Source organism: Arthrobacter sp. KUASC02 (assembly GCF_059739395.1).
On record NZ_AP046053.1, the window covers coordinates 703,541 to 730,394 of the forward strand.

At 67.4% G+C, this 26,854-nt stretch carries 23 protein-coding genes; 15 read left to right on the top strand and 8 right to left on the bottom strand.

Annotated elements, in window-relative coordinates; genetic code table 11:
• Positions 1–101 precede the first annotated feature (101 nt).
• From AC6JAC_RS03240 to AC6JAC_RS03265, 6 genes are read left to right on the top strand one after another with little or no spacing between them, the layout of a single operon-like run.
• Positions 102–3,845, top strand: a complete 3,744-nt coding sequence (locus tag AC6JAC_RS03240) for a glycogen/starch synthase (protein WP_497963421.1) — start codon at positions 102–104, stop codon at positions 3,843–3,845.
• The gene (locus AC6JAC_RS03245) at positions 3,842–4,867 is read left to right on the top strand and encodes a phosphotransferase (RefSeq protein WP_347897834.1); all 1,026 of its coding nucleotides are present in this window, start codon (positions 3,842–3,844) and stop codon (positions 4,865–4,867) included. Before AC6JAC_RS03240 ends, AC6JAC_RS03245 begins: the two co-directional genes overlap by 4 nt.
• Positions 4,864–6,876: an ABC transporter ATP-binding protein gene (locus AC6JAC_RS03250; protein WP_497963422.1), complete on the top strand. Its 2,013-nt coding sequence runs from the start codon at positions 4,864–4,866 to the stop codon at positions 6,874–6,876. The genes AC6JAC_RS03245 and AC6JAC_RS03250 overlap by 4 nt, the downstream gene beginning before the upstream one ends.
• Complete coding sequence (locus AC6JAC_RS03255) at positions 6,873–8,126, top strand: phosphotransferase (protein WP_497963423.1); 1,254 nt, start codon at positions 6,873–6,875, stop codon at positions 8,124–8,126. The genes AC6JAC_RS03250 and AC6JAC_RS03255 overlap by 4 nt, the downstream gene beginning before the upstream one ends.
• A complete protein-coding gene (locus AC6JAC_RS03260; protein ID WP_497963424.1) occupies positions 8,123–9,157 on the top strand; it encodes a phosphotransferase in 1,035 nt (344 codons plus the stop codon). Before AC6JAC_RS03255 ends, AC6JAC_RS03260 begins: the two co-directional genes overlap by 4 nt.
• On the top strand, positions 9,154–10,149 hold the full coding sequence (locus AC6JAC_RS03265) for a phosphotransferase enzyme family protein (protein ID WP_497963425.1): 996 nt from the start codon (positions 9,154–9,156) through the stop codon (positions 10,147–10,149). Before AC6JAC_RS03260 ends, AC6JAC_RS03265 begins: the two co-directional genes overlap by 4 nt.
• A gap of 34 nt (positions 10,150–10,183) precedes the next feature.
• Here AC6JAC_RS03265 and AC6JAC_RS03270 read toward each other — a convergent pair whose 3' ends face one another.
• On the bottom strand, positions 10,184–10,708 hold the full coding sequence (locus tag AC6JAC_RS03270; RefSeq protein WP_497963426.1) for a flavodoxin domain-containing protein: 525 nt from the start codon (positions 10,706–10,708) through the stop codon (positions 10,184–10,186).
• A 419-nt stretch (positions 10,709–11,127) separates the two neighbouring features.
• Positions 11,128–12,039, bottom strand: coding sequence for a LysR family transcriptional regulator (locus AC6JAC_RS03275; RefSeq protein WP_028269762.1), 912 nt, complete (start codon positions 12,037–12,039; stop codon positions 11,128–11,130).
• 225 nt (positions 12,040–12,264) lie between these two features.
• Between AC6JAC_RS03275 and AC6JAC_RS03280 the strand changes: the two genes are divergently transcribed.
• The 7 genes from AC6JAC_RS03280 to AC6JAC_RS03310 all read left to right on the top strand — a co-directional run bounded on the left by AC6JAC_RS03280 (position 12,265) and on the right by AC6JAC_RS03310 (position 18,175).
• Positions 12,265–13,053 (top strand): amino acid ABC transporter ATP-binding protein, encoded by a 789-nt coding sequence (locus AC6JAC_RS03280; RefSeq protein ID WP_497963427.1) that lies wholly within the window; start codon positions 12,265–12,267, stop codon positions 13,051–13,053.
• Between the two features lie 5 nt (positions 13,054–13,058).
• Positions 13,059–13,694 carry an amino acid ABC transporter permease gene (locus AC6JAC_RS03285; RefSeq protein WP_497963428.1) on the top strand — a complete coding sequence of 212 codons (636 nt, stop codon included), beginning with the start codon at positions 13,059–13,061 and terminating at the stop codon, positions 13,692–13,694.
• The gene (locus tag AC6JAC_RS03290) at positions 13,694–14,347 is read left to right on the top strand and encodes an amino acid ABC transporter permease (RefSeq protein ID WP_454699525.1); all 654 of its coding nucleotides are present in this window, start codon (positions 13,694–13,696) and stop codon (positions 14,345–14,347) included. The genes AC6JAC_RS03285 and AC6JAC_RS03290 overlap by 1 nt, the downstream gene beginning before the upstream one ends.
• Before the next feature lie 40 nt (positions 14,348–14,387).
• Positions 14,388–15,254 carry an ABC transporter substrate-binding protein gene (locus AC6JAC_RS03295; protein ID WP_051628733.1) on the top strand — a complete coding sequence of 289 codons (867 nt, stop codon included), beginning with the start codon at positions 14,388–14,390 and terminating at the stop codon, positions 15,252–15,254.
• 66 nt (positions 15,255–15,320) lie between these two features.
• Positions 15,321–16,058: an SDR family NAD(P)-dependent oxidoreductase gene (locus AC6JAC_RS03300; RefSeq protein WP_497963429.1), complete on the top strand. Its 738-nt coding sequence runs from the start codon at positions 15,321–15,323 to the stop codon at positions 16,056–16,058.
• Positions 16,055–16,828 carry an SDR family NAD(P)-dependent oxidoreductase gene (locus AC6JAC_RS03305; RefSeq protein WP_497963430.1) on the top strand — a complete coding sequence of 258 codons (774 nt, stop codon included), beginning with the start codon at positions 16,055–16,057 and terminating at the stop codon, positions 16,826–16,828. Before AC6JAC_RS03300 ends, AC6JAC_RS03305 begins: the two co-directional genes overlap by 4 nt.
• A 33-nt stretch (positions 16,829–16,861) precedes the next feature.
• Positions 16,862–18,175, top strand: a complete 1,314-nt coding sequence (locus AC6JAC_RS03310) for a flavin-containing monooxygenase (RefSeq protein ID WP_497963431.1) — start codon at positions 16,862–16,864, stop codon at positions 18,173–18,175.
• 154 nt (positions 18,176–18,329) lie between these two features.
• Here the strand turns inward: AC6JAC_RS03310 and AC6JAC_RS03315 are convergent, their stop codons facing one another.
• From AC6JAC_RS03315 to AC6JAC_RS03340, 6 genes are all read right to left on the bottom strand, one after another.
• Positions 18,330–18,641, bottom strand: coding sequence for a putative quinol monooxygenase (locus AC6JAC_RS03315; protein ID WP_454699520.1), 312 nt, complete (start codon positions 18,639–18,641; stop codon positions 18,330–18,332).
• Between the two features lie 81 nt (positions 18,642–18,722).
• A complete protein-coding gene (locus tag AC6JAC_RS03320; protein ID WP_497963432.1) occupies positions 18,723–19,919 on the bottom strand; it encodes an ABC transporter ATP-binding protein in 1,197 nt (398 codons plus the stop codon).
• 2 nt (positions 19,920–19,921) lie between these two features.
• Complete coding sequence (locus tag AC6JAC_RS03325; RefSeq protein WP_081818815.1) at positions 19,922–20,815, bottom strand: carbohydrate ABC transporter permease; 894 nt, start codon at positions 20,813–20,815, stop codon at positions 19,922–19,924.
• A gap of 4 nt (positions 20,816–20,819) precedes the next feature.
• On the bottom strand, positions 20,820–21,767 hold the full coding sequence (locus tag AC6JAC_RS03330) for a carbohydrate ABC transporter permease (protein WP_197024899.1): 948 nt from the start codon (positions 21,765–21,767) through the stop codon (positions 20,820–20,822).
• 26 nt (positions 21,768–21,793) lie between these two features.
• Positions 21,794–23,059: an ABC transporter substrate-binding protein gene (locus tag AC6JAC_RS03335; protein ID WP_497963433.1), complete on the bottom strand. Its 1,266-nt coding sequence runs from the start codon at positions 23,057–23,059 to the stop codon at positions 21,794–21,796.
• Positions 23,056–24,408: an NAD(P)H-dependent oxidoreductase gene (locus AC6JAC_RS03340; RefSeq protein WP_028269772.1), complete on the bottom strand. Its 1,353-nt coding sequence runs from the start codon at positions 24,406–24,408 to the stop codon at positions 23,056–23,058. Before AC6JAC_RS03340 ends, AC6JAC_RS03335 begins: the two co-directional genes overlap by 4 nt.
• Positions 24,409–24,685: 277 nt before the next feature.
• On the opposite strand from AC6JAC_RS03340, the gene AC6JAC_RS03345 reads away from it, so the two are divergent.
• Together AC6JAC_RS03345 and AC6JAC_RS03350 are read left to right on the top strand one after the other, a co-directional pair.
• Complete coding sequence (locus tag AC6JAC_RS03345; RefSeq protein ID WP_028269773.1) at positions 24,686–25,714, top strand: substrate-binding domain-containing protein; 1,029 nt, start codon at positions 24,686–24,688, stop codon at positions 25,712–25,714.
• 153 nt (positions 25,715–25,867) lie between these two features.
• Complete coding sequence (locus AC6JAC_RS03350; RefSeq protein WP_497963434.1) at positions 25,868–26,791, top strand: NAD(P)-dependent oxidoreductase; 924 nt, start codon at positions 25,868–25,870, stop codon at positions 26,789–26,791.
• The last annotated feature ends 63 nt before the right edge of the window (positions 26,792–26,854 follow it).

Sequence of the window (26,854 nt, forward strand, 5' to 3'; positions counted from 1 at the left end):
CCTTCATGATCCCTTCATGTGCGCCTCATGGTTCTCGGCCAAGCTGAAGAAACGAAGCGGCTGGCGCCGGAAAAGCCTAAGTGGGAACACAGGGGGTGGGCATGGAAGGACAAAGCCCGTCCGCGGACCGTCCCTGGCAGGTCCGCCGGGCGCCATTGAACCCTGCCCCGACGGTGTCCGCCGGCATCCCGGCACAACGGCCGCAGCGGATCCTTTTTGCCAGCGCGGAAGCGTACCCGTTCGTGAAGGTGGGCGGGCTGGCCGACGTCAGCATTGCGCTGCCGAAGAGGCTGGCTGAACTGGGCTTCGACGTCCGCCTGGTGATTCCGGCGTACCGGGGGATCGGCGGAACGCCTGTGCTGACGTTCGACGTCCCGCTCGGCCCGGTGGCCGAGCGTGTGGTGGTCCGGCGGCTGCCGCCGCTCCGCGGAGTGGAGGTCTTCACCATCGGCCTGCCCGGATGGTTCGACCGGGAGGTCCCCTACAGCTACCAGGACGACGACGTCATGCCGTTCGTCCTGTTCTCCAAGGCAATAGCAACTCTCGCGGCGCAGGACGCCTGGCGTCCCGACATCGTCCACTGCAACGACTGGCACTGCGGGCTGGTGGCCCAGGAAGCCCGGCAGGGACCCCACCGGCTCGCCCTGGACCGCACCGGCATCATCTTCACGATCCACAACATCGCCTACCAGGGGCCGGTGGGGGCCGCCACCGACCAGCTGATCGGGCTGCCGCCGGCAGGAAGCCTGCTGGAGCGGGGCGTCACCTTCGCAGACCAGGTCAACACCGTCAGCCCCCGCTACATGCAGGAGATCCTTACCCCGGCGCAGGGCGCAGGCATGGACCAGCTGCTGCGCACCCGCGGAGACACCGCACGGGGCATCCTCAACGGCGTCGACTACGAGGAGTTCAGCCCCGAACGGGACCCCTGGATCGACACCCGCTACAACGGCTCGTTCGTCCTCGGCAAGCGCGCGAACAAGGAAGTCCTGCAGCGGATCAGCAACCTGGAGGACGCGCCGGACCGGCCGCTCTTCGGCATGGTGGCCCGGCTGGTGTCGCAGAAGGGGGTGGGCCTGCTGTCCTCGGCCCTGGACCAGTTCGTGGACCGCGGAGCCCAAGTGGTGGTGATGGGCGAGGGGGCGCCCCGGTATCAACGGGAGCTCCATGCCGCGGCGCGCCGGCTCTCGGGCCACGTGGCGTTCCACCCGACCTCGCAGGAATCCCTGGCCCGGCAGGTCTACGCGGGCTCGGACCTCTTCCTGGCGCCGTCCGTCTTTGAGCCCTGCGGGCTGACCCCGCTGATCGCCCTGCGCTACGGCACCATCCCGGTGGTCCGCCGGACCGGCGGGCTCGCGGACACTGTGAAGGACTACACCGAGGACCCTGCCACGGGGCTGGGTTTCGCCTTCGTTCAGCGCCGCGTCGCGTCGATGCTGTCCGCCGTCGACAACGCCATAGCCGTCTACCGCCGCAAGCCTGAGTGGCGGCGGCTGCAGACGCGGGCGATGGGGGCGGATTTCTCCTGGCAGGCGCCCGCAAATGAATACGTCGCCCTGTACGACGAGGCCGTGCGCTCGCGGCGCGGCGCCGCCGTCGTCGTCCCGGGCAGCGCCACTGTCGTTGGGAACGAAGGCGTCCCAAACGACGGCGTCCCAAACGCCGTCCCGGGCACCGCATCGACCAGGATCCCGCTGCCCCGGCAGCGGCCGCGGCCGGCACCGCTGCCCCTGGCGATCGTCCACCACGCCAACCAGTTCCTGGTCACCGACGGCTACCAGGACCGGGAAGGCCTGACCTCGCTGGTGAACGGGTACGCGGCGCTGCTGCGGCTGCACGAAAAATACCGCACGCCGGTCACGCTCCACTTGTCCGGGACCATGGTGGAAGCGGCCGCCTGGCACCACCCCTGGTTCCTCGCCGAGGTCCGCCGGCTGCGCGACGTCGGCCTTCTCTCGCTGGTGGGTGGAACCTACTCCGAAAACATCCTCACCGCCTTCGACCCGGAGTACAACCGGCGCCAGCTCAAGGAGCTGTTCTGGCTCTACCGGCAGCACCTGAAGTGTGCCCCGGAGGACCTCGAAATCTGCTGGATCCCCGAACGGGTATGGGACACCAGCCGCCTGGCCGGACTCCTGACCGACCCCACGCTGCCCAACGGCGGCTACCGGTACGTCCTCCTCGACGACAGGCTGCTGTATCCCACCGACGGCTCCCACGGGAGCAGCGACAGGGCCGACTTCGACGGCGCCGATCAGGACAGCCCTCCTCCGGCCGACGCGCTGCGCCCTTACTGCATCGATGGCGGCAGTGGCCTGCAGGTGGTGCCGATGTCCACCCGGCTGCGTTACTGGCTTCCGCCGGACGACCGGAGCCACTGGCGCAGCCTGTCCCGCACGGCCGAACTCCCCACGGCTCCGGGCGACGACACGATCCTGGTGTACGCGGACGACATGGAGAAGAGTGCGGGCGTGGGCCCGTGGCATCCCAGCGCCCTGGGACGCTACGAGGAATTCCTGCGCTGGCTGGCCACCCAGCCCAACCTCATCCCCGTTGACCTGCCGTCATGGCTCCGCCAGCGCCGGCGGACCCCCGGCGTCCGCGTCGTGGAGCGTGGCACCTTCGTGGAACTGGCCCAGGACTGGCACGCGGGAGAGGACTACAGCGGCTGGGACCAGGACACGGCCTGGGCCCCCTACCAGCAGCACCTCGCCCGGGCCCGCCGCGCCGTGGCCGGCGCTGAGAGCGCGGGCGCGGAACCCCGGCTGACCGCACTGGCCTGGAAACACCTGCTGGCCTCGGGATACGAGACTGCGTGGCACGACACTGACCAGCCGGAGCGGGAGCCGGCCGCCTGGGCCAAGGCGCTGGCAAGCCACGGGCGCGCCGCCGGCGTGCTGGCTGCCGCGGCCCGGTGGTTCGGCAGCCCTGCCCGCGAGCTTGGTGCGGAACTGGTGGACCTCGACGAGGACGGCGCGGAGGAACTGGTCCTCAGGAGCGAGCACCTGTTCGCGGTGCTGTCCCCGGAGTGCGGCGGCCGCCTGGTCTACCTGGCATGCCGCGGCCCGGACGGCGGCATGCTGGTGATCGGGAACCCGACCGACGACTGGAACAAGCAACAGGAGATGAACAGCTACATGGACGTCCCGGCCAACCACCCCGGTGCGCTCGCCGACGCCGGGGGTGTCCACGACCGCCATGAGGTGACCATCCACGCCGGCGACGGATCGGTCCAGGTGGAGCTGACCAACGTGCAGCAGGACAGCCCGCTGCACGGGCTCCGCAAACGGATTCTCCTCGATGACGTGAGCCCCGCACTGCTGGTGGCCTACGAGCTCCCCGCGGCAGCGCCCGGGATCACCGTTGAGACCTGCCTGTCGCCGGACTACTACCGGCTGCTCCGCCACGGCACGGCAGAGCTGCAGCGTTGCGGAGGACGCAGCTGGCGGGGCGCCCGCAACCGCGGCGCGGAGGTGTGGGTCGCCCTCGCCGGCGACGAGGACACCGCCTGGCGGGACCCCTCCGGGCCGGAACCCGGACACGGCGTCCTCGTCCGCGTGCGCGCCGAGGCGCGGTCCTTCCACCTGCTCATCGGAGTGGGAGAGGTCGACGACGACACGGCGCAGCGGGCGCTGGAGGCGGGGCGGGAACGGCTCCACGGCCTGGCTGCCCACACTTCGGCCGGGCACAACGCGGGCGCCCACAGCCTGGTTGCCCACGACCCGGTTGCCCACGATCCGGTTGCCCACGACCCGGCCGCCCGCGGGCTGACAACCCACGGCTTGGCTTCCCGCAACCTGGCCCGCAATCTGGCTGCCCACAAAACAGCGGGAGGCCCGCGATGATCACCCGTGCGGCCGCCGTCGCGCCCACGGCCTCCGATGCCCGCCGGGCCGAGCGGCTCGCCGTAGCCGAGTCTTTGCTTGTGTCGCCGCCACCACTGGATGCACTGGCCCCGGGCCGGGTCCAGGTGCTCACACGGTCGGTGGTTCACGCGTCCCGGAGCCGGCCGGTGGTCCGATGGACAGTCACCGTCGACTCCGGGACCGGCCCCTCGGCTCCGCTGGCCGTGATCGGAAAGAGCTACCGCGCGGGCGGCGGGGAGGAGGCCTGGCGGTTGCTGAGCAGCCTGCACCAGGCGGGCCTCGACGCCACCGAGCTCGGGGTTCCCGCACCGTACGGCTTCGACCCCGCCCGTCAGCTCCTCGCCCAGGAGGAAGCACCCGCCACCACCCTGCACTCGTTCCTGGACGGCGACCCGGGGCCCGCCGCGCCCCAGGCCGGGCGGGCCGGGCACTGGCTCGCAAGCCTGCACGGCATCCGGGACGTGCAGGTGCCAGACCTGGCGGAGGACTTCGAGCGGCTCAAGCTCGCGGAGTACGGTACGGCGCTCGCCGGGCTCATGCCGCAGCAGGCCGCCCGCCTGGACGAACTCACGGCCGGGACCCTGGAGGGCCTGGCCGGCGCCGGCGGCACCCGGGTGGTGACCCACGGGGACTTCCAGCCCAAGAACATCCACCTGGACCCGGACCGCTTCGTGGTCATCGACTTCGACCGGGCGGCGTGGGCCCCCGCCGCGCGGGACCTCGGACATTTCATCGGGCAGACCCTGACCATGGGTGCCGCCCGGCACGGGGACCTGGCAGCCGCCCTGCCCTGGGTGGGGGCGTTCCTGGACGCATACTCGGACAGCAGCGGCGACGCCGGTGCCGTCCGTTCCACACCCGCCTACGTGGCCCGCACCTTCGCCGAGGTGCTGTTCTACCGCCTGGTGGTCCGGCCGGTGGCGGACACCTCGTTCGTGCCCGACTGGCTCGACGCCTGGGAGGCGGCTGTGGAAGCCGCCGCAGCGGGAGGCTACCGGTGAGGGTATCCGGCACCGGGGGCACGTATCCCGACCGCGCAGAGCGCCCCGACAAGGCGGAGCGCCCCGACCGCGCGGAGCGCCCCGACAGGGCAGAGCGCCGGCGGCGCCAGCGCGGCGGGTCCGTGCCGGTGATGCGCGCCGGCGTCATCCTCCGGACTTTCGGTCCTTTCCTGCGGCCCCAATGGCCGGGTTGCGTACTGGCAGGGTTGCTGGCCGCAGCCAGTGCCGGCGTCGCCCTGCTCAAGCCGTGGCCGCTGAAGTACCTCTTCGACGAAGTGCTGCTGCCGGCCGGCGCCCCGGGCGGACAGGACGTGCAGCGCGTCCTCGTCCTCATCGTCGGGGCGCTCGTCGTCATCACCCTCCTGGACTCACTGATCAGCGCCGCACGGAGCTACACACTCACCGTCGTCGGCGAACGCGTCTCCGCGGCTATCCGCACCAAGCTGTACGACCATCTGCAACGGCTGCCCCTGAGCTACCACGAGCGGACCCCCACCGGTGAGCTCACCACACGCCTCACCGGGGACGTTGACAAGGTGCGCGCACTGCTCACCGTCACGTTCGTGGACGCGGCCACCAACGTGCTCACACTGGCCGGCATGGCCGGCGTGCTGCTCATCCTGGACTGGCAACTCAGCCTGGCGCTGCTGCTGGTGCTGCCCATGCTCCTGCTCACCGTCTCCAGCTTCCGCGCCCGCATCCGGGCCGTGGAGGAGAACTCGCGGGAGATCGAAGGGGACCTGGCGGCGATGGCGCAGGAGTCGCTGGTGGCGGTCAAGCTGGTGAAGGCAACCGGCCGGGAGGAACACGAGTCCCGCCGCTTCCGGACCCGTTCCGATGCCTCCGTTGCGGCTGTGCTCCGCTCCGCGCGCACCAGCGCCGCCTTCGGTGCCGCGGTGGACGCGGTGGTGGCCGTTGCCACCACGGCCCTGGTCTGGCTGGGGGCCCAGCGCGTGCTCTCGGGCGCCCTCACACCGGGCGACCTGGTGATTTTCACGGCGTACCTGCGTGACTTCTTCGGCCCCACCCGGGCGCTCTCCAAGCTGCCGGCCCAGCTGACCCGGGCCGGCGTCCGCGCGGCCCGCATTGCCGATACCCTCGGCCGCCGCCCGGAGGTGCAGGACAAGCCCGGTGCCCGCACGGCCGGCCCGCCACGGCGGCGACTGAGCCTTGACGCCGTCGGATTCTCCTACAGCACCGACCGCCCCGTCCTGCGCGACGTCGACCTGAACGTACCGGTGGGCAGCACCCTCGCGATCGTCGGGCCCACGGGGGCGGGGAAGTCGACCATTGCCGCGTTGCTGTGCCGGCTGCAGGACCCCACAAGCGGCAGAGTCCTGCTGGACGATGAGGACCTGCGCGACCTGACCGGCGAGAGCCTCCACACCCAGATCGGACTGGTCACGCAGGAGGCCCTGCTGTTCCGTGCCTCCGTGCGGGAGAACATCGCGTACGCGCGTCCGGACGCCTCCGCGGAGGAGGTGGAGCACGCCGCCCGCACGGCCCAGGCGCACGACTTCGTGCAGGCACTGCCCCACGGCTACAACACCGTGCTGGCCGAGCGCGGGGCGACCCTGTCCGGCGGGCAGCGGCAGCGGCTGGCACTGGCACGCGCCGTCCTGCAGGGCTGCCCGGTCCTGGTGCTCGACGAGCCGACCACAGGCCTGGACGCCCATTCCGAACACGCCGTGCTCCGCGCACTCCGGCACGTCAGCTCCGGCCGGACCACCGTGATCATCACGCACCGGATGGCGGCGGCCATGGCGGCGGACGAGATTGTGGTCATCGAGGACGGACGCGTGGTGGAACGCGGTACCCACAGCCGGCTCATCGCCGCGGACGGCCTCTACGCGGAGATGTGCCTCCTCCAGGGGATCACACGCCAGGGGAGCACCGGCACCGAGCCCGCGCTGCACGGCGACGCCGCCGACTACGGGCGCCACGCGGCGTCGTCGTTCGACGTCGACGCCAACTATCCCGCCACCGATTTGAAGGGAGCCCTCCCATGACCGAGCCCAGTGTCCGGGCGGCAGCGAGCGACCTCGCGTTCCTCACCACCGGATCCACCGACGGCGTCCTGCCCGCCGTGGACGACCGCATATCCGACGGAGGTATTTCCGACGGCGGTATTTCCGACGGCGGGGACCCGGCCGCCGTCCAGGCGGACCGGCTGCTGGTGCTGCGCAGTTCGGTGCCCCGCCAGGGCGGCCGGCTGCCCGTGACTGCGGTCGACGAGTCGGCGCTGTTCCCGGCCCTGGAGGACGCCTACGGCCTCGGCCGCTGGCGCGCGTGGCGCCGTACCGACCACGGCAGTTCGAACCTGAGCTGGTTCGTCCGCACGGACGCCGGCGATGTGGTGCTCCGCCGCTCGCACAACCTGAAGACCGTGGCGGGGGCGGAGTTCGAATGCGCCCTCATCGACCACCTCCGCGGACACGGCTACCCGGCCCCGCCCGTGGAGCGGACACGCGACGGCTCCATCTCGGTACAGGTGGAAGGCATCCTGCACATGGTCACGCGGCTGATGCCCGGCCGCGCCTACGATCCCGGCGACGCCGCCCAGCTGGTGGAGGTGGCGCGGGGACTCGGGCGCTATCACGCCATCGTGTCGGAGTTGTCGATGCCGGGATACAGGGAACGCTCCTCCGGCCTGGCCACCCTCGGACAGGTGGGGCAGGAGAAGCTGTACGCCGCCGTCGAGGTCATGGCGTCGCTGCTGGACGCCGATGCCGGTGCCGCACTGCGCGAGGACGCCCGGTACCTGGCTGACCGGATGGAGCAGCTGAACGTGGGGCTCGGGGGGCGCCAGAAGGACCTGACCTCCATGGTGATCCACGGTTCGTACGGCCAGTCGGCCGTTCTCATGGACAAGGGCCGGCTCAGCGCAGTGCTGGACTTCGACCGGTCCGCACAGGAGCTGCTGGGCCTGGATCTGGCGTATGCCTTGAGGTCGTTCTGCTTCAACGGCCCGATCCGCCGCGCCGGGTTCGGCCTGGACCCGGACCGCTGCCGGACCTTCCTCCACCACTACCGCAGCCATGCCCCGCTCGCGGAGTCGGACCTGGCGGCCATGCCGGACGTTTTCCAGGCCCAGCGGCTGATGGTGGTGGTCAAGAAGTGCGAGAACCTGCTGACCAAGCAGGCGCTGATTCCCCGGCAAACCCAGGACGCCGCCAAATTCGCGCGGATCATGGACCGCGAGGCCTCGTGCATCCGCCTGCTCATGGACAACCCTTTCACCATTACGGAGGACGCATGAACCCCACGCTCAGCCGCACGCAGATCCATGCCCAAAGCCATCAGGTGAAGGAGCAGCAGGTCCTGCGTGCCGAACAGGTACGAAGCCCGGAATTCCTGGACCGGTATGTCCGCCCGCACCTCGGCTCCGCGGCCGGTGGCGGGTCATGGGCAACGAACGTGATCCAACTGGACGGCACCGGGGCCGCCACGGTGCAGATAGAACTCGACGACGGCGGTCCCGTGTTCGCCAAGCTCTTCCCCTTCGAGGACGGTCCCGCCGTGCACGCGAAGCTGCAGGCACTGCGTAATGCCGGGCTGGGGCACGGCTCGGCGTACCAGGCCGTCGAGCCGCTGGCCTGGTACGGAGACGAGAAGATCCTGCTGTGCAGGGGAGCACCGGGTGAGCCGATGTCCACGCTGTTCGGCGCGGAAAGCGCCGAACTCGCCGCGGCCGCCGCCCGTGCAGCGTCGTGGTTGGCCCGTCTGCACGGCCTGGACCTGCGGATCGGGACTGCGCATTCCCTCCTGGTGACAGGAGAACTGACGAGCCTGGCCAAGCGCCTGGCCAAAGTGGCCGTGGCCAGCCCGGGTTATGTCGACGCGGCCCTGGGCATGCTCGAACGCCTGGACGGCCTGGCCCGGGACACCGTGGACGGCATCCAGTCCCAGAGCCACGGACAGTTCCGGCCGATCCACGTCTTCCTGACCGACGACGTCGTCACCGTCATCGACCTGGACCGCAGCGCACCGGCCGACCCCGCGCGCGACGTGGCGGAGTTCCTGCACAGGATGCGCCAGGGCGTGTACTCGGCCACCGGCGACATCAGCCGGGCCGACGAGCCATGCGCCGCGTTCCTCGCCGCCTACCGGGAGGCGACGCACGGCGACCGGCTGGTCAACCTGCGCTTCCACTGGGCTCGCTACATCTTCCACAGCCTCAACCGCGAGATCAAGACCGGGGATGCGGACTGGCGCGACCGCGACGACACCCAGTACCGCCTCTACGTCAATGAGTTCGAACGGGTGGCAGAGGGACGGGCGGGAGCATGACGCCGGCGGAAGGCAGCGTGCTGGACCGTGCCGGTCAGGCGCTGCCTGTGGCCGAGCTCGAGGGATTGTGGCCCCTGGGCGGGTGGATCTCGGTCAGCCCCCTTCCGGGAGGCAAGAACGAGCACCTCCGCGTCGCCGCTGCGGACGGCGTCCACTACCTGCGCCGCTCCTACCGGGCCAAGACGCGGGACGAACTCACGGGGCAGTTGCGCCTGATGCGGCTGCTCCGGGACAGGGGGTTCCCTGCTCCGGAGGTGGTTCCCGCCCGCACGGGCGCCGACTACATCGAGCTCTTCGGCCGGTGGTGGATCGCTACCCGCGGCGTCGAGGGGACGCCCTTCGACGACGGCTCACCCGAGCACGTGCGGGCGCTGGGCCGGACGCTCGCCCGGTACCACGCCGTCGTCGCCGACCTTCCTGCGGTGGCTGCCGAGCCGGCTGTGCTCAGCGAGCTGCGGAGCCGGGCCGGTGAACAGGACGTGGAGCCGGCGCTGCGTGCCCGGACTGTGCACGTTCTCAACCAACTGACCGGCCTGCTGCCGGACCTTCCCCGGGTGGTGGTGCACGGCGGGGCAAGGCGCGGCAGCCTGGTCTTCGCTGGCGACGAGGTGGTGGGGGTCCTGGACTTCGACAGCGCCCACCCGGACGTGCGCGTCCTCGATCTCGCGGTGGCCGTTCACGACGTCGGCAAGGTGTACACCCGTCTCGGGGAGGACGACCACAAGGTGGCCCTCGACCTGGGCCGGGTCACCGAACTGCTCGAGGCCTACGGACGGGAGGCGCGGCCCACGGCAGCGGAGGTGGAGGCGCTGCCGCTGCTGCTGGAGGCCAAGCGGCTGAAGCGGGGCCTGGGCCGGCGCAGCCGTGTCCTCGGCGGGGAAACCCTGTCCGAGAACGACCACGCCAAAATCCGTTTGGAAGACCACCGGCTCGCCTGGCTGGACGAGCACCAGGACGCCCTGGCGGCGGCCTGCCGTGCGGTCCTTGCATGAGGCGGGCATGAGGCCGGGAGTCAGACCGAAAAACCTATAGCGTGCCGAGGAAGTCCTCCGCGAACCGCTTCACGCCGTCCCATTCGGTGTACACGTAATCGCGCGACGTGTCGGTGTCCAGCGTGCCCTTGTCGCTGGCGATCTTCTTCATCACGTGGCGTTTGATGAACCCGTACTGCGTGTAGAGCAGTGCCCCGCCGAACAGACCCACCTGGGCCGGCCGCCACCCCGTCTCGGCCTCGAAGTTCTCCACGTAGCTCTCGGCGTTCTCGGTGTCACCGTGTGCGGCGAGGCTGACCGAGAAGAGCGCGGACGGGAGGCGCTTCAGCACGTCGCTGTTCGCCCGCACGAAGTCCCGGACGTAGTCTTCGTGCTTGCCCAAATGGACCGAGGCCCCGACGATAACGGCGTCGTACCCGTCCGGAATGGCGTACCCGGACTGTTTGATGTCCGCCGTTTCCGCGTGGTGGCCGTGTGCCTGAACTACGTCCGAGATGTACTGGGCGATCTTGGCTGTCTGGCCCTCGGTGGTCCCGTAGGGAATGTAGATCCTGGCCATGGTTGGCTTCCTTGCGCTGTCGGCCCGCGAGTGGGGAGAGCTTCGCCGTGGACGATCCACAGGTTCGGCCTCATCCCAGTCTGTCAACGCCGGGCGATGCAGCCGTAGGGTCGAACGGCCTGGAACGGGGTCCGGCTATTCCGGCTGGTGGCAGAAACAGTGAATCCGGTCGCACTGGGTGTCATAGGGGCCGACGAACGTGTAGTCATCAGGAGGATCGGCATCCTGGGAGCGTGATTCGGCCGACTGTTGGACATTTCCGGAACGTGATTTCACGGATCATCCCCCATTTCCGCTCAATGGTCGTCCCAGATCCGAGCCAAAAATGTTTCCCATAACAGGACGTTGGAGCTAGCCTACGATCCGCACGTTTCCGCTGCCGATCCGTGCCGTTTCGCCCGTGTTACAGAGCAGCCGGGTCAGGTCGGCTGGTACTGCCGGTGGAGCATCCGCATGTGCTCCTCGGCGAGTTTGATCATGGACTGGGTGGCCGGTGACAGGCTTGCGGGATCGCGGCTGATGATGGCGAACGTTTCGATCAGCGGCGGGTCCAGGCTCACGTAATTGAGGCGGTTGGTGTACCCGAGGGCCTCGGCCACCGGGACAGAGGCCACGGCAGCCGCCGTGCCGCTGGCTGCGATGGCCAGTGCTGCCGCCCCGGTCTCAACTTCGATGTCCGGAATGAAGGGCATGCCGATCGTCTGGGCGCGCTCGCTCAGCTGGCGCCTGGTGGGGTCGTTCTCGGCCCATCCTGAATCCGGAAGGACCAGCGGGCGCTGCAGGAGCCCTTCGATGGTCACCGGTTCGGTCAATGCTGGCTTGGTGTGGAAGTAGGCAGCTTCGCAGGACCAGAGGACGTCGCCCATGGTGAGCCCGCGGGCATCAATCGGCAAGGCCACGACGCCGGCTTCGAGGCGGCCCGCGCGGACAAGGTCGGCCACCTGGGCGGAGTTGGATCCGATGACGCGGACATGGATGTTCGGGTAGAGGGAGCGGAATGCAGGGATGAGGCCGGAGAGCACGTACTGCCCGCTGTTGAACATCCCGAACGCCACAGTTCCTTCCTGCCGGTCCCGGATGCCGGCGACGGAGTCCATGGCTGCCGTGTAGTCGCGGGCAACCTTTCGGGCATGCGGCAGGAACCGCTGGCCCGCCTCGGTCAGCGTCAGCCCCTGCTTGGCCCTGGTAAACAGTGCGACGCCGACACTCTGCTCAAGCTTGCGGATCTGTTCCGAGAGGGTGGGCTGTGAAATTCCCAGTTCCTCGGCTGCCTGCGTGAGCGACCCTGCCGCCGCTGCGGCCAGGAAGTAGTTGACCTGAAGGATCGTCATGGGTCCTGCCCTTTCTCCGTCTCAAGGGCTCAGTTTATAGGCCAGTGCGCAGGTTGTATAGCTAACACCTATGTTTCAGGCACATTACCCAAACAAGTGGTGTATTTCCGTCTTGAAAAACTTCATGCATTCTTCATGAAAAGTCTTGTGATCCAAAGGTGATCCTGCTTATATCTAACTATTCCAAAGCTTCTACCTATGGATCAATTCGAAAGGGGCAATGCCATGGAGCTCGCAACAGAGCGCACTGTGTCACCGCCGACTTTGGGCGGGGTGAAAGTCCTCGGCCTGCACAAGTCCTACGGCAAGCACGCAGTTCTCCATGATGTGAATCTCGAGATGACGGAAGGGGAGGTGGTCTCGATCATCGGCCCCTCGGGGGCAGGCAAGAGCACCTTCCTGAGGTGCCTGAACTACCTGGAGGTGCCCACAGCCGGGACCATCACCATCGGTGACAGCACGGTTGACGCCGGCGCACGGCGTCCCGATCGCGCCTGCCTTGACCGCCTGCGGCGGGTGACGGGCATGGTTTTCCAGAACTTCAACCTGTTCCCGCACCTGACGGTGCGGGAAAACATCACCCTTCCCCAGATGAAGGTGCTTGGCCGGAGCCGGGACGAGGCGAACGCCGTCGCAGATTCCCTGCTCAACCGGGTGGGGCTGGCCGCCAAAAGCGATCAGCACCCCGCACGGCTCTCCGGCGGCCAGCAGCAGCGCATCGCGATCGCCCGGGCGTTGGCCCTGTCTCCGAAGGTGATGCTCTTCGATGAGCCGACGTCGGCCCTCGATCCCGAGCTCGGCCTTGAGGTGCTCGCCGTCATGCGGGACCTCGCGGACGAGGGAATGACCATGATCGTGGTGACCCACGAAATGCACTTCGCCCGCGAGGTGTCCGACCGCGTCATGGTGATGGCGGACGGGCGAGTCCTGGAACTCGGTCCCAGCGAACAGGTCATGACCGCGCCGACCCACGAGCGCACCAAGAAGTTCCTGCGGGCGGTGCTGGACCGGTGACGGACATGTTCGCCCAGATAGCCTCCGGAGCCGGCATGACGGTGGTCATCACCGGCGCCTCCCTGCTGATCGGTGCGCTGCTGGGGCTCCCGCTCGTCGCTGCCCGCCGCTCGGCCTGGTCTCCCCTGCGGGCGCTGGCCACGGGCTACATCGACATTGTCCGGGCCATCCCGCCCATCACCTGGCTGTTCCTGATCTACTTCGGCCTGCCGCAGTACGCCCTGCGGCTCGACTCTGTGTCGGCGTCCATCGTCGGGTTTTCCGTGATCGCCTCCGCGTACATGGCAGAGACGTACCGCTCGGGCCTGCTCAGCATTCCCCGGGGACAGTGGGAGGCAGCGACCGCCCTGGGACTGAAGTTCCTGCCGAAAGCGCGGTACGTCATCACCCCGCAGGCCTTCAAAGTAACCCTCCCGGCCGTCGCTGCCTACGCCATTTCGCTCCTGAAGGACTCGGCCCTCGCCTCCACCATCGGCGTCCACGAGATCACCTACCAGGCCGGCCTAGTCTCCCGGGCAACACACCAGGGGCTGCTGGCCTTCAGCATCGCCGGGCTCCTTTACATCGCCATGAGCGTCCCGCTGGCAGTGGCGGCCCGCCGAGTGGACCGGGTGCTCCGCCGGAAGCTTGAGGTGGCATGATGACCTTCGTCGACCAATGGATCAGCTGGCTTCCCGCACTGACCCCGGGCCTTGGCGTCAGCCTCACCCTGACCGGGCTCTGCCTGCTCTTCGGAATGCCGCTCGGCCTGGTGCTGGCCCTCATGCTTGAAGGCCCGGCCAAGCTGCTGCGCGCAGCAGCCCTCATTGTGGTGGAAGTGGGCCGCGGCGCCCCGGCCCTTGTGCTCCTCTACCTGCTGTACTTCGGGCTTCCGGAAGGCGGAGTGACACTGTCCGCCTTCGCCACCGGCGTCATCTCCCTGTCCTGGACCACCGGAGCCTACGCCAGCGAACTCTTCCGTTCCGGCCTGGCCGCGGTCCCCGCCGGCCAGCGCGAAGCAGCCCTCACCTCCGGCCTGCGCGGCTGGTCCGGGTTCCGGTACATCATCCTTCCCCAGGCCGTCCGCATCTCCACCCCGCCGCTGGCGAGCCTCGCCGTCACCATCTTCCAGACGAGCTCCCTCGCCTTCGTGATCGCTGTCCCGGAACTGATGTCCAAGGCCTACGCGCTCGGTTCCATCACGTTCGAATACCTCAGCGTGTTCGCACTGACGTCGGTGCTCTACGGATCGATCACCCTCCTTGCCCTGGCTTTCGTCCGCCTCGCTGAGCAGCGCCTCAGCCGGCACCTCTAAAAGCAAACCCACACCCCAACACCAAGCAAAGGACCACACCATGAAAACCAACAGCGCATGGATCCGCCGCGGCGCCCCTGTCAGCGCCGCCGTCGCCGGCCTGGCACTCGTCCTGTCCGGATGCAGCACCGCGGCGGGCGCCTCCGTGGATCCCTCCTGCACCCCGAAGCACGACTTCAAGACGGTCACTGCCGGCACGCTGACCGTCGCCGCCTACGATTTCGCGCCGCACCTGAAGATCGAGGGAAACCAGATCGCCGGAGTTGAAGGCGAGCTTCTCAACGAGATCGCCAAGCGGGAGTGCCTGACCGTAACCCTCCAGGCCTCGGGCGGCGCCGGTGCTGCCATCCCGTCCGTTCAGGCCGGACGGGCGGACCTCGCAGCGAGCGACTGGTGGCGGACGAAGGCCCGCGCCAAGGTTGTGGCGCTCAGCAACCCCGTCTACCTGGACCAGGGGGCACTCGTCTCGGTGGCCGGCTACAAGACCGTTGCGGAACTCGACGGCAAGAAGATCGGGTCCGTGGCAGGAAACCTCTGGAACGACGAGTTCACCCAGGTCTTCGGCGACAAGTTCTCCGTCTACCAGGATCCGGAAGCCGTCTTCAACGACCTGGCCGCCGGCCGCATCGACGCAGTCATCGACAGCGTAGGCGCCACAACCGCACGGTTCGAGGCCAACCCGATCAAGGACGCCCAGATCGTGCCGCTCCAGCCGGATGCCCGGATTCCCGTCACGGCGCACCCCGGACAGCTGAACTGGCCAACCAAGCTTGACAACACCGAACTCACCAAAGCCATCAACGACAACATCGAAGACCTCCGCAAGGACGGAACAATCGCGGAGCTGCTCAAGAAATACGGCATGGACGCCAGCGCGGCCGACGTCGGCGAACCCGGGATGCTCTAAAGCCCGGCCCCGCACCGGAGCCCCGGCCCGTAACCACACAACACCCAACCTGGAGGAATACCTGACATGCCTGAACTGACTGAACGCGTCGCCCTCGTCACCGGAGGAGCCCGGGGCCAAGGCGCGGCACATGCCGAAGCGCTGGCCGCCGCAGGAATGCGCGTCGTGATTGCCGACGTCCGAGACGAGGACGGCGAAAAGACCGCCACCGAGCTGAGCAACAAGAACCTGTCCGTCCGCTACCTCCACCTCGACGTCACGGACGAGGCAGCGTGGGCCACTGCAATAGCTGATATTGAAAAGCACGACGGCGGACTGGACACCTTGGTCAACAACGCCGGGATCATCCGGGTCACCCCGCTGAACGAGCAGACGATCAGCGAGTGGGAACTGCTCCAGCGGGTCAATACCACCTCTGTCCTGCTCGGCATGAAAGCCGCCTTCCCGGCACTGGCCCGCCGCGGCGGCGGAACCATCATCAACGTCGCCTCCACGGCTGCGCACCGCGGAGCAGAAGCCTATGGAGCCTACTCCGCCTCGAAAGCAGCCGTCCTCGCCCTAACCCGGGCGGCCGCCCTGGAATACGCACCGCACAACATCCGCGTGAACTCCATCAGCCCCGGGGGAGTGGAGACACCCATGAACGACGACGAGCCGGCGGGCGGCACCTCGTCCGGCACGCCCCTGGGCCGGCGCGCACGGCCTGAAGAAATCTCACCGCTGGTCGTCTACCTGGCCTCGGACGCCTCCTCGTTCGCCACCGGCGCCGACTTCCTGATTGACGGCGGGGTGACGATCAAGTGACGCAGTCGCAGAACATGCAGCCGCAGCTCAGTGAGTCGAAGCTCAGCGAGCCGCAGAAGGCAGCGTCAGGCGTTGCGCTGGTCACCGGTGCAGGATCCGGCATGGGCCGCAGCACGGCACAGGCCTTCCTTGACCGCGGCTGGACGGTCCTCGCCCTGGACGTGGCTGCCGTGGACACAGCCGATACCGACGGCAAGCTCATTCCGATCACGGCGGATGTCAGGGACCGCGACGCCGTGGACGCTGCCCTTGCCGAATACCTGCCCGGCATTGGCGGCCAGATACACGCTGTGGCCAACGTCGCCGGGATCTACCCGCCCTCCACCTTGGAAACAGCGACGGCCGAGCTGTTCCGCCGCGTCTTCGACATCAATGTCCTCGGTGTCATCAACGTCACGGCAGCCGCCCTGCCCTACCTGGGCGACGGTTCCGCCGTCGTGAACTTCGCCTCGGTGGACGGCTTCACCGTCTCACCCGGCCAGCTCATCTACGGCGCATCCAAAGCGGCCGTCATCATGCTCACCAAAGCCACCGCTCTGGAACTGGCCCCGCGGGGGATCCGCGTCAACGCCATCGCCCCCGGCTGGGTGGACACTCCGGGCAATGCGGCAACCGGCCGGATGGAAGCCGCCGCGGCAACCATCCCGCTGGGGCGCGTCGCACAGCCGTCCGAGATCGCCGAGTGGGCCTGGATCCTCAGCGGATCCGGCACCGCGGGATTCATGACCGGCGAAACCATCACACTCTCCGGCGGCGACATCATCCGCTAGCCGCTCCACCTATCCACGTAAGGAACCAGAACCATGAAACGCTACTGCGTTATCGGCGCCGGCGCGGCCGGCATTTCCGCCCTCGAGCAGCTCCGCAAAGCGGGCCACGAGGTTGACTGCTACGAGAAGACGGACAGGGTGGGCGGGCACTGGCACACCGACTACGATGCCCTCCACCTCATCACCTCGCGGGACATGACCCACTTCGAGGACTTTCCCATGCCCGCCGAGTACCCCCACTTCCCCCGGCGTGACCAGGTCCGCAGCTACCTGGAGTCCTATGCGCGGGCCAACGGGCACTACGACGTGATCCGGTTCAACACAGCGGTGGTGTCCGTCGTTCCCGTCGACACGGCAGGGGCCACCGGGTCGGCCGGCTGGACCGTCACCCTGGACACCGGGGAACGCATCGACTACGACGGTGTCCTCGTCGCCAACGGTCACCTCTGGGACCAAAAGATCCCCCAGTTTCCGGGCACCTTCACCGGCAAGCAGATCCACTCGGGCTCCTACCGCAACGTCGGCGATGTGGAAGGCCGGAACGTCCTGGTGGTCGGCGCCGGAAACTCCGGCTGCGACCTCGCCGTCGACGTCGCCCAGCACCGGCTGGAAGCCGACATCGTGATCCGCGAAGGCACCTACTTCCAGCCCAAGACCTACTTCGGCAAGCCGCGCCAGGAGGTCGGGTTCCTGGCCCAGTTCTCGCCCGACGAACAGGACCTGATCAGCAGGCTGCTGGCCCGTGTCTCCATCGGCGGGTGGAACAACTACCCCGGCATGCCGGAACCCAAGCACCGCACCCTGGCGGAGGGCAGCACGGTGGTTAACGACCTGCTGCTCTACTGGGTCCATCACGGCCGCATCCGTGTGGTGCCGGGCATCGAGCGGTTCGACGGTAGGACCGTTCATTTCACGGACGGGACGAGCCGCGACTACGACACCATCCTGTGGGCCACCGGCTTCCACGCCAGCCTGCCCTTCGTGGATGAATCCCTCCTCACGCGCCGGCGCGGAGTACCGCTGCGGTATGCCGGCGGCATCATTCCCGCCGGCCTGGAAAAGCTGTACCTGATCGGCATGACGGCGCCGCGGGGGCCGCAGATTCCGGTCTACGGGGTGCAGACCAAGATCGCCGTCTGCATGATCGAACTGCACGAGGCAGCGGGCGACGGCGGCGCCGGAATCCAGGCCTACCTGTCCGCCCTTCAGGAACCTGACGACAGGATCGACATTGTCCGCGCCATCTGGGAGGAGCAACTGGCTGACACCCGCAGGCTCCTTGACGCCTTCCCGCAGGCCCAGAAGCTCAAGGACCTGGCCGGCGCCGGGGCGAAGGCACTGCCCTGATGCGCCCGGACGTTGAATGCGACGAAAACTGTCCGTTCTGTTCGGGACCCGAAACGGACTGAGGTCCTCAGCTTAAAAACGGAAGCGGACGACGGCGGGAAGTCCCGCCGTCGTCCGCTGCCAGCCGCCTTGTACTACTCAGAGCGCGTACTACTTAGAGCGCGCCCTGCTGCGCAGTTCCGGCGGGGATCGGCACCAGCCGGGTGACGTCCACCGGCTTGGCCAGGAGCCCCTCAAGCGAGGCGTTGAGCCGTTTGACGGCGTCGCCGGCGCCGTGGGCATCGAGCAGTTCCACGGTTTCCCATTTTTCGATCATCATGATCTGGCCGGTGGGGGATTCGTGAATGGCGTAGAGCAGGCAGCCGGGTTCTTCGTGCACCTCGGCGATGGCAGGGGCGAGGGCGGCGACCACCTGGTCGTAGGCGCCCGCAACGGGAGTGAATTCTGCGGTGACAATGATGGTCATCGGTGACTTTTCCTTGTGTGTGAAAGGGGATCAAGCATGGTCTGAACTGCCAGCGTAGGACCGGCCGGGAGGTGCGGGTGGTTAGCCACGCGTCGGCAGCATTCCGGCGTCGGAGTCCTTGCCGGCTGAAACCAGGTTCAATCCAGTGTCGCTGTCGAAGTAGCTGGCCATTCGTGCCTCGGGGGAGACAGTGCAGGGATCTCCGGCCATCAGGCGGGTCTGGCCCGTCTGGCGGATCCAGAGGAGGTCATCCTGGTTGAGTTCCCACATGTTCAGTCCCAGCGCCGGGTCCGGCTGGACGCCGATCAGGGTGTCCGCGCCGAGGTCCTCGATTCGCCGGACCGTTCCCGCCAGGCCCGGCCCGTCAACGTCGGCGGAGACCGTCAGGTGTTCCGGGCGCAGGCCCAGAGTCACAGTGCCGTTGCCGAGCCGGAGTTGTTCGGGAGCCGGGAACCGCAGGCCGCCGAGTTCCGGCTGCCCGTCGGTCACGGCCGCCGTCATGAGGTTCATGGGCGGGCTGCCGATGAAGCGGGCAACGTATGTGTTGGCAGGGCGGGCGTAGATCTCCTGCGGGGTGGCGTGCTGCTGCACGATGCCGTTGTGGAGAATGACGATCTGGGTGGCCATGGTCATGGCCTCCACCTGGTCGTGCGTGACGTAGACGAAGGTCTTCCCGGTCAGGCGGTGCAGCCGGACGATTTCGCCGCGGAGTTCCGCACGGAGCTTGGCGTCGAGGTTGGACAGCGGTTCGTCCAGCAGGAACATCGACGGGTTGCGGATCAGTGCCCGTGCCAGGGCTACGCGCTGGCGCTGGCCGCCGGAGAGGCCACCGGGCTTGCGGTTCGCGTACTCGTCCAGTTCCAGCATTGACGAGACACTGGCCACCTGTTTGACGATGTCCTTGGACGAGCCGAAGACGCGGCGCGCGATGGTGCTGACGCCCGGGATGTGGTGCCAGCCCTTGAACTTGTCCAGGGCCAGCGGGAAGGCAATGTTTTCGCGGACCGTCAGGTGCGGATAGAGCGCGTAGGACTGGAAAACGAAAGCTATGTCGCGTTCGCGCGGGCTTTGCCGGTTCACGCGGAGGTTATCGAAGATGACGTCGCCCGCGCTGGCGTCGGTGAGCCCGGCGATGATGCGGAGCAGGGTCGACTTTCCGGACCCCGACGCGCCGAGCAGGACGAGGAACTCCCCGTTGTCGACCTCGGCGCTGAAGTCGTGGATGACCTGGGTGTCCCCGAAGCGCTTGCTGATGTTGCGTAGTGAGAGCTTTGCCATGATCAACCTTTGACTGAGCCGGCCGTGAGGCCCGAGACGATTCGACGCTGGACAAGGAGGAAGAAGATCAACGCCGGCAGGGTGAACAGCAGGGCTGCAGCCATGACGGAGTTCAGCGAGGTCAGGTACTGGCCGATGAACGAGGCCAGGCCCACGGACGCCGGCCAGAGGTCCCGTTCGGCGATGAACGTCTTGGCAAGGAGGAACTCGTTCCACCCGTCGAAAAAATTGATGACGGCGGCAGCGGCGATGCTGGGAAGAATCAGCGGGGTGAGAACCAGCGACAGGATGGTGACTCGGGGGCATCCATCGACTGCAGCGGCTTCCTCGATTTCGTACGGAATCGCATCAATGGCTCCCTTGATGATCCAGACGCTTACGGGCATCGTGAATGCCACGTTGGCGAGGATCAGGCCGCCCATGCCGTTGAGGAGGCCCAGCGATGCGAAGAGCGCGTAGATGGGGACCACAAGGAGTGCCTCGGGCAGCATCTGTGTGGCAAACAGCAGGAACCCCGCGGCGCCCTTGCCGTAGAACTTGAACCTGGACAGTGCATAGCCGGCCAGCACTGCGAAGATGAGGGACAGCAGCGTGGTCCCGCCCGCGATGACCACGGAGTTGGTGAGCCACTTGAAGATGGGGACGCTGCCGATGAGATCGCCGAAGTCAGCGAGCCGTTCCCAGTGCGGCCACCAGCCCTGGGCCTGGCCGTACAGTTCTGAGTCCTCGCTGAGTGCGGTGTTCAGCATCCAGTAGAGCGGGAAGCCTGAGAAAAGGACCAGGGCGGCCAGCATGACGTACCGGGCGGGCTTGCTGAAGCTGCGGTTGCCCGGCGCCTTCAGCCGGCGCTTGTGCGGAGCGGATTGGGTGATTGGAGGTGCTTCTTGGGTGGTCATTGTGCTAGGCCTCCTTGGCGGCGTTGCGCCGTTCCATCATGAAGTAGACAACCGTGACCAGCAGGGACAGCACCAGGCCGAGGGCGCCGATGGCTGCCGCGCGGCCCAGTTCCTGGTTGCTGAAGGCCTGACGGTAGACGTTGACGACGAGGGTGTTAGTGGTGTCCACGGGGCCGCCGCCGGTCAGGAGGTAAATGATCTCGAAACGGCGGATGGACCAGATCGTCATGAGCAGCGTGACCACCCTGACGGTGGGGGCGATGTGCGGCCAGGTGACGGCCTTGAACGTCTCCAGCGCACCGGCGCCGTCCATGCGGGTCGCTTCGTAGAGTTCGCTCGGGATGGACTGCAGCGAGGCGAGGACCACAAGCATGACCAGGGGCATGACCTTCCAGACCGAAGTCAGGACGACGGCGGCCATCCCGAATTTCGGATCGACCAGCCAGCCCTGCTGACCGACTCCGAGGACTCCGACCACTTCGTTCAGGACGCCGTCGGACCGGTTGAAGATCCAGCTGAAGATCAGGGCGGTGGCCACGGTGGGGACGGCCCAGGGGAAGGTGATGATGGCCCGGACAATGGTGCGTCCCTTGAAGGCCTGGTTCAGGAGCAGTGCTGATCCGGCGCCGATGGCGACGGCGAAGATCACGGTCGCTGCCGTGTACAGGATGGTCGCGCCGAGCGAGTTGTAGAACTGCGGGCTGCTGAGCAGGCGGGAGTAGTTCTCCAGCCCGACGCCGGTTCCGCCGTCGGGCTTGACGAGCGGGGTTTTGGTGAAGCTGAGCTGGATGCCCTGCACCACCGGAACGATCATGAAAATGATCAGATACACGACGGCGGGGCCGATGTAGATGTACGGGGAGATCCTCTGCCACATGTGATGCCGGGAAGGGGCATCCTGGATGGGAGGCTGCGCCACGGCGGGCGGGGAGATCGAAGTTCGGAGCGACATTGCCCGGATCCTTTGCCTAGGTCTTCTCAGCCAAGCAGCTGAGTTACTTGTGTCTGTGCGGTGGCGAGTGCCTTGGCAGCGTCGCCGCCGTCCACGAGGTAGCGTTCCACCTGCGTCATGACCTCGCGCATGATGGCCTTGGTCTGTGCCTCGTAGCCCCGGATGAGGGGGCTGCGCGATTCGGAGGCGAGGTCGATGAACGCCTTGGCCCACGGATTGACTGCGGCGTAGTCGGGAGCCAGCGGCACGTCGGTGGCCAGTGTTGACGGGCCCATTGCCGCACGGAGCGCCGCCTGGCCTTCATCGGAACCGACCCAGCCGACGAAGTCGACGGCGAGGTTCTTGTTCTTGCCGTACCCGTTGACTGCCAGCACGATTTCCTGGTGGGCCGAAGGCTTGGGCAGCGGAATCCGTTCGGCAAAGCCGATGTCGGCCGACGTCAGGGCCTTGGAGGACCGCAGGATGCCGGCCACCGTGGAGGAGACGTCGATCATCATGCCCAGGCGGCCTTCGCGGAACTTGGTGCGCATCGTTGAGGCGTCATCGCCAATGGGCATGGCACCCGAGCGGTAGATCTCGCCGAACGCCTTAACGCCGGCGATGTTCTCCGCCGAGTCGATGGTGGGACGTGAGCCGTCCGACCAGGATCCGCCGTGTCCGTAGGTCCACACGTCGAAGTCCATGAACCAGGAGTCGAATTCCGTCATCTGGTGGCGGACACCGAAGCCGTCCAGGCCTGTTGCGGAACGGATCTGGCTCGCGGCCGAGATCAGTTCAGTGACGTTCGTCGGCGGGGTCACGCCGGCCTTGTCCATGATCTTGCGGTTCCAGAAGAAGTTCCAGTTCAGCCGTTCCCACGTGATCCCGTACTGCACGCCGTTGACCAGGCCGGATTTATTGGTGTGGTTGAACGGGGTGCCCTTGTGCGAGGAGATGACGGAACTCAGCGGAGCCAGGATGCCGGCGTCGGCCAGCGGATAGAAATTGACGTCCTGGACGACAAAGACGTCCGGCCCGCCCTTGCCGCCGAGCTCGGTGTTCAGCTTGTCGGCGAAGGAAAGGAACGGCGTGGTGCTCTGGGCCAGGACGGCGGACGGATTCACCTTCTGGTAGGCCTGGATGGCCTTCCACATGGCCTCGCCGCGGCCCGGTTCGAGCCACTGCCAGCTGCCAAACTTCAAGGTGCCCCCGGCCGACGCGGCACGGTTGGGGTCGATTCCCGGGGTGGCCCCGCAGCCGGCGAGCACCATGCTCGCCGCGGCGGCTCCCAGGAAAGTGCGGCGGTCGATCATGTCGCCGGCACCACTTCGAGTGCGAGAGCCTCCGTCTCGCGCCGCAGCTTCAGCGCCTCTTCCAGGGAGTTGTCGATCTCGACGTCGTCCCAGCCGACGATGCCGCCTTCGGGGACGTCGTTGACGAGTTTGACGTGGTGGGCCATGGCGACGGGAAGGGCGCGGTCCCGGACGGACTTTTCGGCCGAGATCAGCTTGCCCCAGACCGTGAAGCCGCCTTCGCCGTCGAGGATTTCCCCGGCGTGCAGGTCCTTCTTGGCGCAGGCGACGACGTCGGCGTGGAAGCCTTCCGGGGCGCCGGTGGCCACACCGCGGAGCACCGCGTTGGCGATGGAGACGTTGAGCTCCAGTCCCACGTAGTGGTAGGGGCGGTAGAGGGCGGCGTACTGGCCGGTGGGGTCCGGGTGCCAGGGGTATTCCTGGAAGCAGCCGGAGACGTACTTGTTGGTGGCCTTCACCACGACGAAGACGCCTTCCTGGGTGTTGTGGGGGATCCAGTCGCCTTCACGCGTCACGCTGGACATCACGTCGACGCTGCCGGCATTGCTGAGGACGCCGCCGTCGGCCGCGGGACGGCAGATCGTGGCGATCTGTTCGACGTCGCCGGGTGTGAACGTCAGCCCTTCGTCGGACGGACGCAGGCCCGCCGCATTGGCTACGGCTGCCATCTCGATGGCGGCCTTGGTGCCGTCACGGAAAGACGTGTGCATGTAGGGGTTGAGCTGGCCGGAGTCCGTCAGCTCCTTCGAGAACTCCCAGTTTTCCCAGACGTTGTCCGGGTTCATCTGGTGGTAGTGCGAGAGGTACTTGGCGCCCTTGCCGGCGCAGACGACGTCGAAGCCGGAGGTCCGGGCCCAGTCGACGAGTTCCCAGATCAGCGCGGGCTGGTCGCCGTACGCCAGTGAATAGACGACGCCGGCCTCCCTGGCCCGCTTGGCCAGCGCCGGGCCGGCGAGGGCATCGGCCTCGACCGTGACCATGATGATGTGCTTGCCGGTTTCGATGGCGCGGAGCGCGTGGTTGATGCCGACAATCGGGTTACCGGTGGCCTCGACGATGACGTCCAGGTCCGCGTCGAAGAGGACGGATGCGTCGGTCACCACGGTGGTGGCCCTCGTGGCGATGGCCGTCCCGATGTCTTCAACGAAGGCTTCCTCGGGCCAGTCCACCAGCTTCAGTGCGCCCTTGGCGCGTTCCGCATTGATGTCGGCGATGGCCACCACGTGGATGCCGGGGATGTTGCGGGCCTGTGCCAGGTACATGGTGCCGAAACGTCCGGCACCGATCAGCCCCACGCGGATGGGGGCGCCTTCGGCCTCGCGTTCGGTCAGAAGTTTGTGCAGGTTCATAACTACCTTTCAATGGGTGCGGCTCCATCCCGTGTGGATGGCCGGCGGAAAGCATCGGGTCCGCCGCAGCGTTGCGGTGAAGTGACGCTCAGGCGGGTGGCTGGGGTGTGCTGCCTCAATCCCGGGCGGTGCTGCGGTAGACAATCGGCTCCGAAGTAAACATAATGGAACCGGTTCCACTTTTATGTCATACCTGCTCGACGAGGTCAATACCCTAGTCTGAAAAAGTTCCCGCCGGAGGTTCCGGGGAGCCGCAGTAGCCGATGGAGGAGTACACGTGCAGAAGCAGCCGACCATACGCGATGTTGCCGCGGCTGCGGGGGTGTCCGTCGCCGTCGTCTCCCGCGTCCTCAATCCGGGCTCCGGTCCCGTGGCGGAGGCAACCAGGAACCGTGTCAACGAGGTGATGGCAACCCTTGGCTACCACCCCCGTACGGCGGCCAGGGAGCTGAAGCACGGGCCTCCCACCACGCTGGGACTGCTCCTTGCCGACGTCTCCAATCCCTTCTTCGCCCGCCTGGCGGACCAGGTTGTCCAGGAAGCGCACTCCCGCGGGATCCAGGTGCTGCTCATGACCACGCAGGAGGACGACCAGCTGGAATCGGAGCGTCTCTCCACGCTCATTGAGCGACGGGTCAGCGGCATCATCGCCACTCCTACGGGGAACAACCTGGAAATCTGGAAGAAGCTCCAGGACATGGGGACCGACGTGGTCTTCGTCGACCGCTCCATCCCGGCGCTGCCGGCGGTGGACGTTGTGACCATCAACAACATTGAGTCGGCAAGGTCCGCCACGGCCCTGCTGGCTGCGCACGGACACCGCCGCATTGCAATCATCTCCGGCCCGGCGACATCAACTACCGGGCGCGACCGGATCGCGGGCTACCGCGAAGCCCTGGAGTCCGCCGGCTTGGAGCAGGACGACCTGCTCATCCGCTCCGCTGCCTTCCGCGGTGCCGCCGGTGGAGATGCCATGACGGCGCTGCTCAACCTGGCCGATCCGCCTACCGCGCTGGTGGTGGCCAATACCGCCCAGGTAACGGCCGTACTCCGGCGCCTGGCACACGCCGGGGTCTCGATTCCCGATGAGCTCTCGGTCATCGTGTTCGAGGATTCACCGTGGACCGAGCTCATGACCCCGCCGCTGACGATTGTCCGGCAGCCCATCGACCTGCTGGCCAGGCACTCCGTGCAGCTGGCTCTCTCCAGGGCGAGCGGGAAAAGTTCCGGAAAGCCGACGGTGGTCCGTGTCGACGCCGAACTTATCGAACGGTCCAGCGTGGCCCGGCCGAGGGTACGCACGTAAGTTTCCCGGACGGCGATTTACACCGATCGACTCCCATGGTACAAAAAGTGAACCGGTTCCACTTTGATTCCACTCCGGCTCTACTGCAGTTCCCCGGGCCCCCGCGCACAGCCGCGCCAGCGGCCGCCGCCCCCAACCCCAAAGGACTTGAACATGACGGAAACCCCGCGACCCTCGCTTGCCCTCCTGGGCCTCGGCCCCATGGGCGGCCCCATGGCCCGCCGACTGCTCCACCAAGGCGGCGGCCTCACCGTCTGGAACCGGACCTCCGCGAAAGTCGAACCCTTGGTTGGGCTGGGTGCGCGCGGTGCCACGTCGCCCGCGGACGCCGCGGCCGACGTCGTTCTTACCGTTCTGCCAGACCTGGAGCAGGTCGAATCGCTGTTGCCTGGACCGGATGGATTGTTGGCAGGCTGGTCGGCCAAGGGCATTGCCCGCCCCATCCTCGTAGTTCATGGCACCGTGTCGCCCATCGCCGTCGCGGCCTTTGCAGAACGCCTGCTTCGTGATCACGGGGTCACGGTCCTTGATGCGCCGGTCAGCGGTGGCACCGTCGGCGCGGAGAACGGAACCCTCAGCATTATGGTGGGTGGCGACCAGGCAACGGCCCACTCCGTGGAGCCCGTCTTCGCCGCCATGGGCACCACCGTCCGGTACATGGGACCGAGCGGATCGGGGGCGCTCGCCAAGGCCTGCAATCAAATCGTCGTCGCCGCCATCGTGACCGCGGTCTCCGAGGCCATGCTGCTTGCCGGCAAGGGAGGCATTGACCTTTCAGTGATGCTGGAGCTGCTTCAGGGCGGGCTAGCCGATTCCGCTGTGCTCCGGCAAAAGGGCTACCGGTGGATCAGTAACGATTTCGACGGCGGCGGCAGCGCCCGGAACCAGCTCAAAGACCTGGGCTTCATTCGGGACGCGGCGTCATCAGAAGGCCTGGAACTGCCGCTGACCAGTACGGTAACGGGGCTGTTCGGCGAGATGGTGACACAGGGTGACGGCGCCCTCGACCACACGGGCATCCACGGCACCCTCGCGCGCCGGTCGCAGGAGTCGGCCGGATCGGCTGCACAGCTGTAGCCACGGGGTGCGGGCAGCCGCCTCAACAACGTCAGCTTGTCAACTACGTCAGCTTGGACTGGC

What these genes read in the sequence shown, in the direction of transcription:
- AC6JAC_RS03340 (WP_028269772.1), bottom strand. Translation starts at nt 24,408, where the DNA reads ATGAACCTGCACAAACTTCTGACCGAACGCGAGGCCGAAGGCGCCCCC.
- AC6JAC_RS03275 (WP_028269762.1), bottom strand. Translation starts at nt 12,039, where the DNA reads ATGACGATCCTTCAGGTCAACTACTTCCTGGCCGCAGCGGCGGCAGGG.
- AC6JAC_RS03335 (WP_497963433.1), bottom strand. Translation starts at nt 23,059, where the DNA reads ATGATCGACCGCCGCACTTTCCTGGGAGCCGCCGCGGCGAGCATGGTG.
- AC6JAC_RS03255 (WP_497963423.1), top strand. Translation starts at nt 6,873, where the DNA reads ATGACCGAGCCCAGTGTCCGGGCGGCAGCGAGCGACCTCGCGTTCCTC.
- AC6JAC_RS03300 (WP_497963429.1), top strand. Translation starts at nt 15,321, where the DNA reads ATGCCTGAACTGACTGAACGCGTCGCCCTCGTCACCGGAGGAGCCCGG.
- AC6JAC_RS03310 (WP_497963431.1), top strand. Translation starts at nt 16,862, where the DNA reads ATGAAACGCTACTGCGTTATCGGCGCCGGCGCGGCCGGCATTTCCGCC.
- AC6JAC_RS03260 (WP_497963424.1), top strand. Translation starts at nt 8,123, where the DNA reads ATGAACCCCACGCTCAGCCGCACGCAGATCCATGCCCAAAGCCATCAG.
- AC6JAC_RS03285 (WP_497963428.1), top strand. Translation starts at nt 13,059, where the DNA reads ATGTTCGCCCAGATAGCCTCCGGAGCCGGCATGACGGTGGTCATCACC.
- AC6JAC_RS03295 (WP_051628733.1), top strand. Translation starts at nt 14,388, where the DNA reads ATGAAAACCAACAGCGCATGGATCCGCCGCGGCGCCCCTGTCAGCGCC.
- AC6JAC_RS03330 (WP_197024899.1), bottom strand. Translation starts at nt 21,767, where the DNA reads ATGTCGCTCCGAACTTCGATCTCCCCGCCCGCCGTGGCGCAGCCTCCC.
- AC6JAC_RS03315 (WP_454699520.1), bottom strand. Translation starts at nt 18,641, where the DNA reads ATGACCATCATTGTCACCGCAGAATTCACTCCCGTTGCGGGCGCCTAC.
- AC6JAC_RS03270 (WP_497963426.1), bottom strand. Translation starts at nt 10,708, where the DNA reads ATGGCCAGGATCTACATTCCCTACGGGACCACCGAGGGCCAGACAGCC.
- AC6JAC_RS03325 (WP_081818815.1), bottom strand. Translation starts at nt 20,815, where the DNA reads ATGACCACCCAAGAAGCACCTCCAATCACCCAATCCGCTCCGCACAAG.
- AC6JAC_RS03350 (WP_497963434.1), top strand. Translation starts at nt 25,868, where the DNA reads ATGACGGAAACCCCGCGACCCTCGCTTGCCCTCCTGGGCCTCGGCCCC.
- AC6JAC_RS03245 (WP_347897834.1), top strand. Translation starts at nt 3,842, where the DNA reads ATGATCACCCGTGCGGCCGCCGTCGCGCCCACGGCCTCCGATGCCCGC.
- AC6JAC_RS03320 (WP_497963432.1), bottom strand. Translation starts at nt 19,919, where the DNA reads ATGGCAAAGCTCTCACTACGCAACATCAGCAAGCGCTTCGGGGACACC.
- AC6JAC_RS03265 (WP_497963425.1), top strand. Translation starts at nt 9,154, where the DNA reads ATGACGCCGGCGGAAGGCAGCGTGCTGGACCGTGCCGGTCAGGCGCTG.
- AC6JAC_RS03290 (WP_454699525.1), top strand. Translation starts at nt 13,694, where the DNA reads ATGACCTTCGTCGACCAATGGATCAGCTGGCTTCCCGCACTGACCCCG.
- AC6JAC_RS03240 (WP_497963421.1), top strand. Translation starts at nt 102, where the DNA reads ATGGAAGGACAAAGCCCGTCCGCGGACCGTCCCTGGCAGGTCCGCCGG.
- AC6JAC_RS03280 (WP_497963427.1), top strand. Translation starts at nt 12,265, where the DNA reads ATGGAGCTCGCAACAGAGCGCACTGTGTCACCGCCGACTTTGGGCGGG.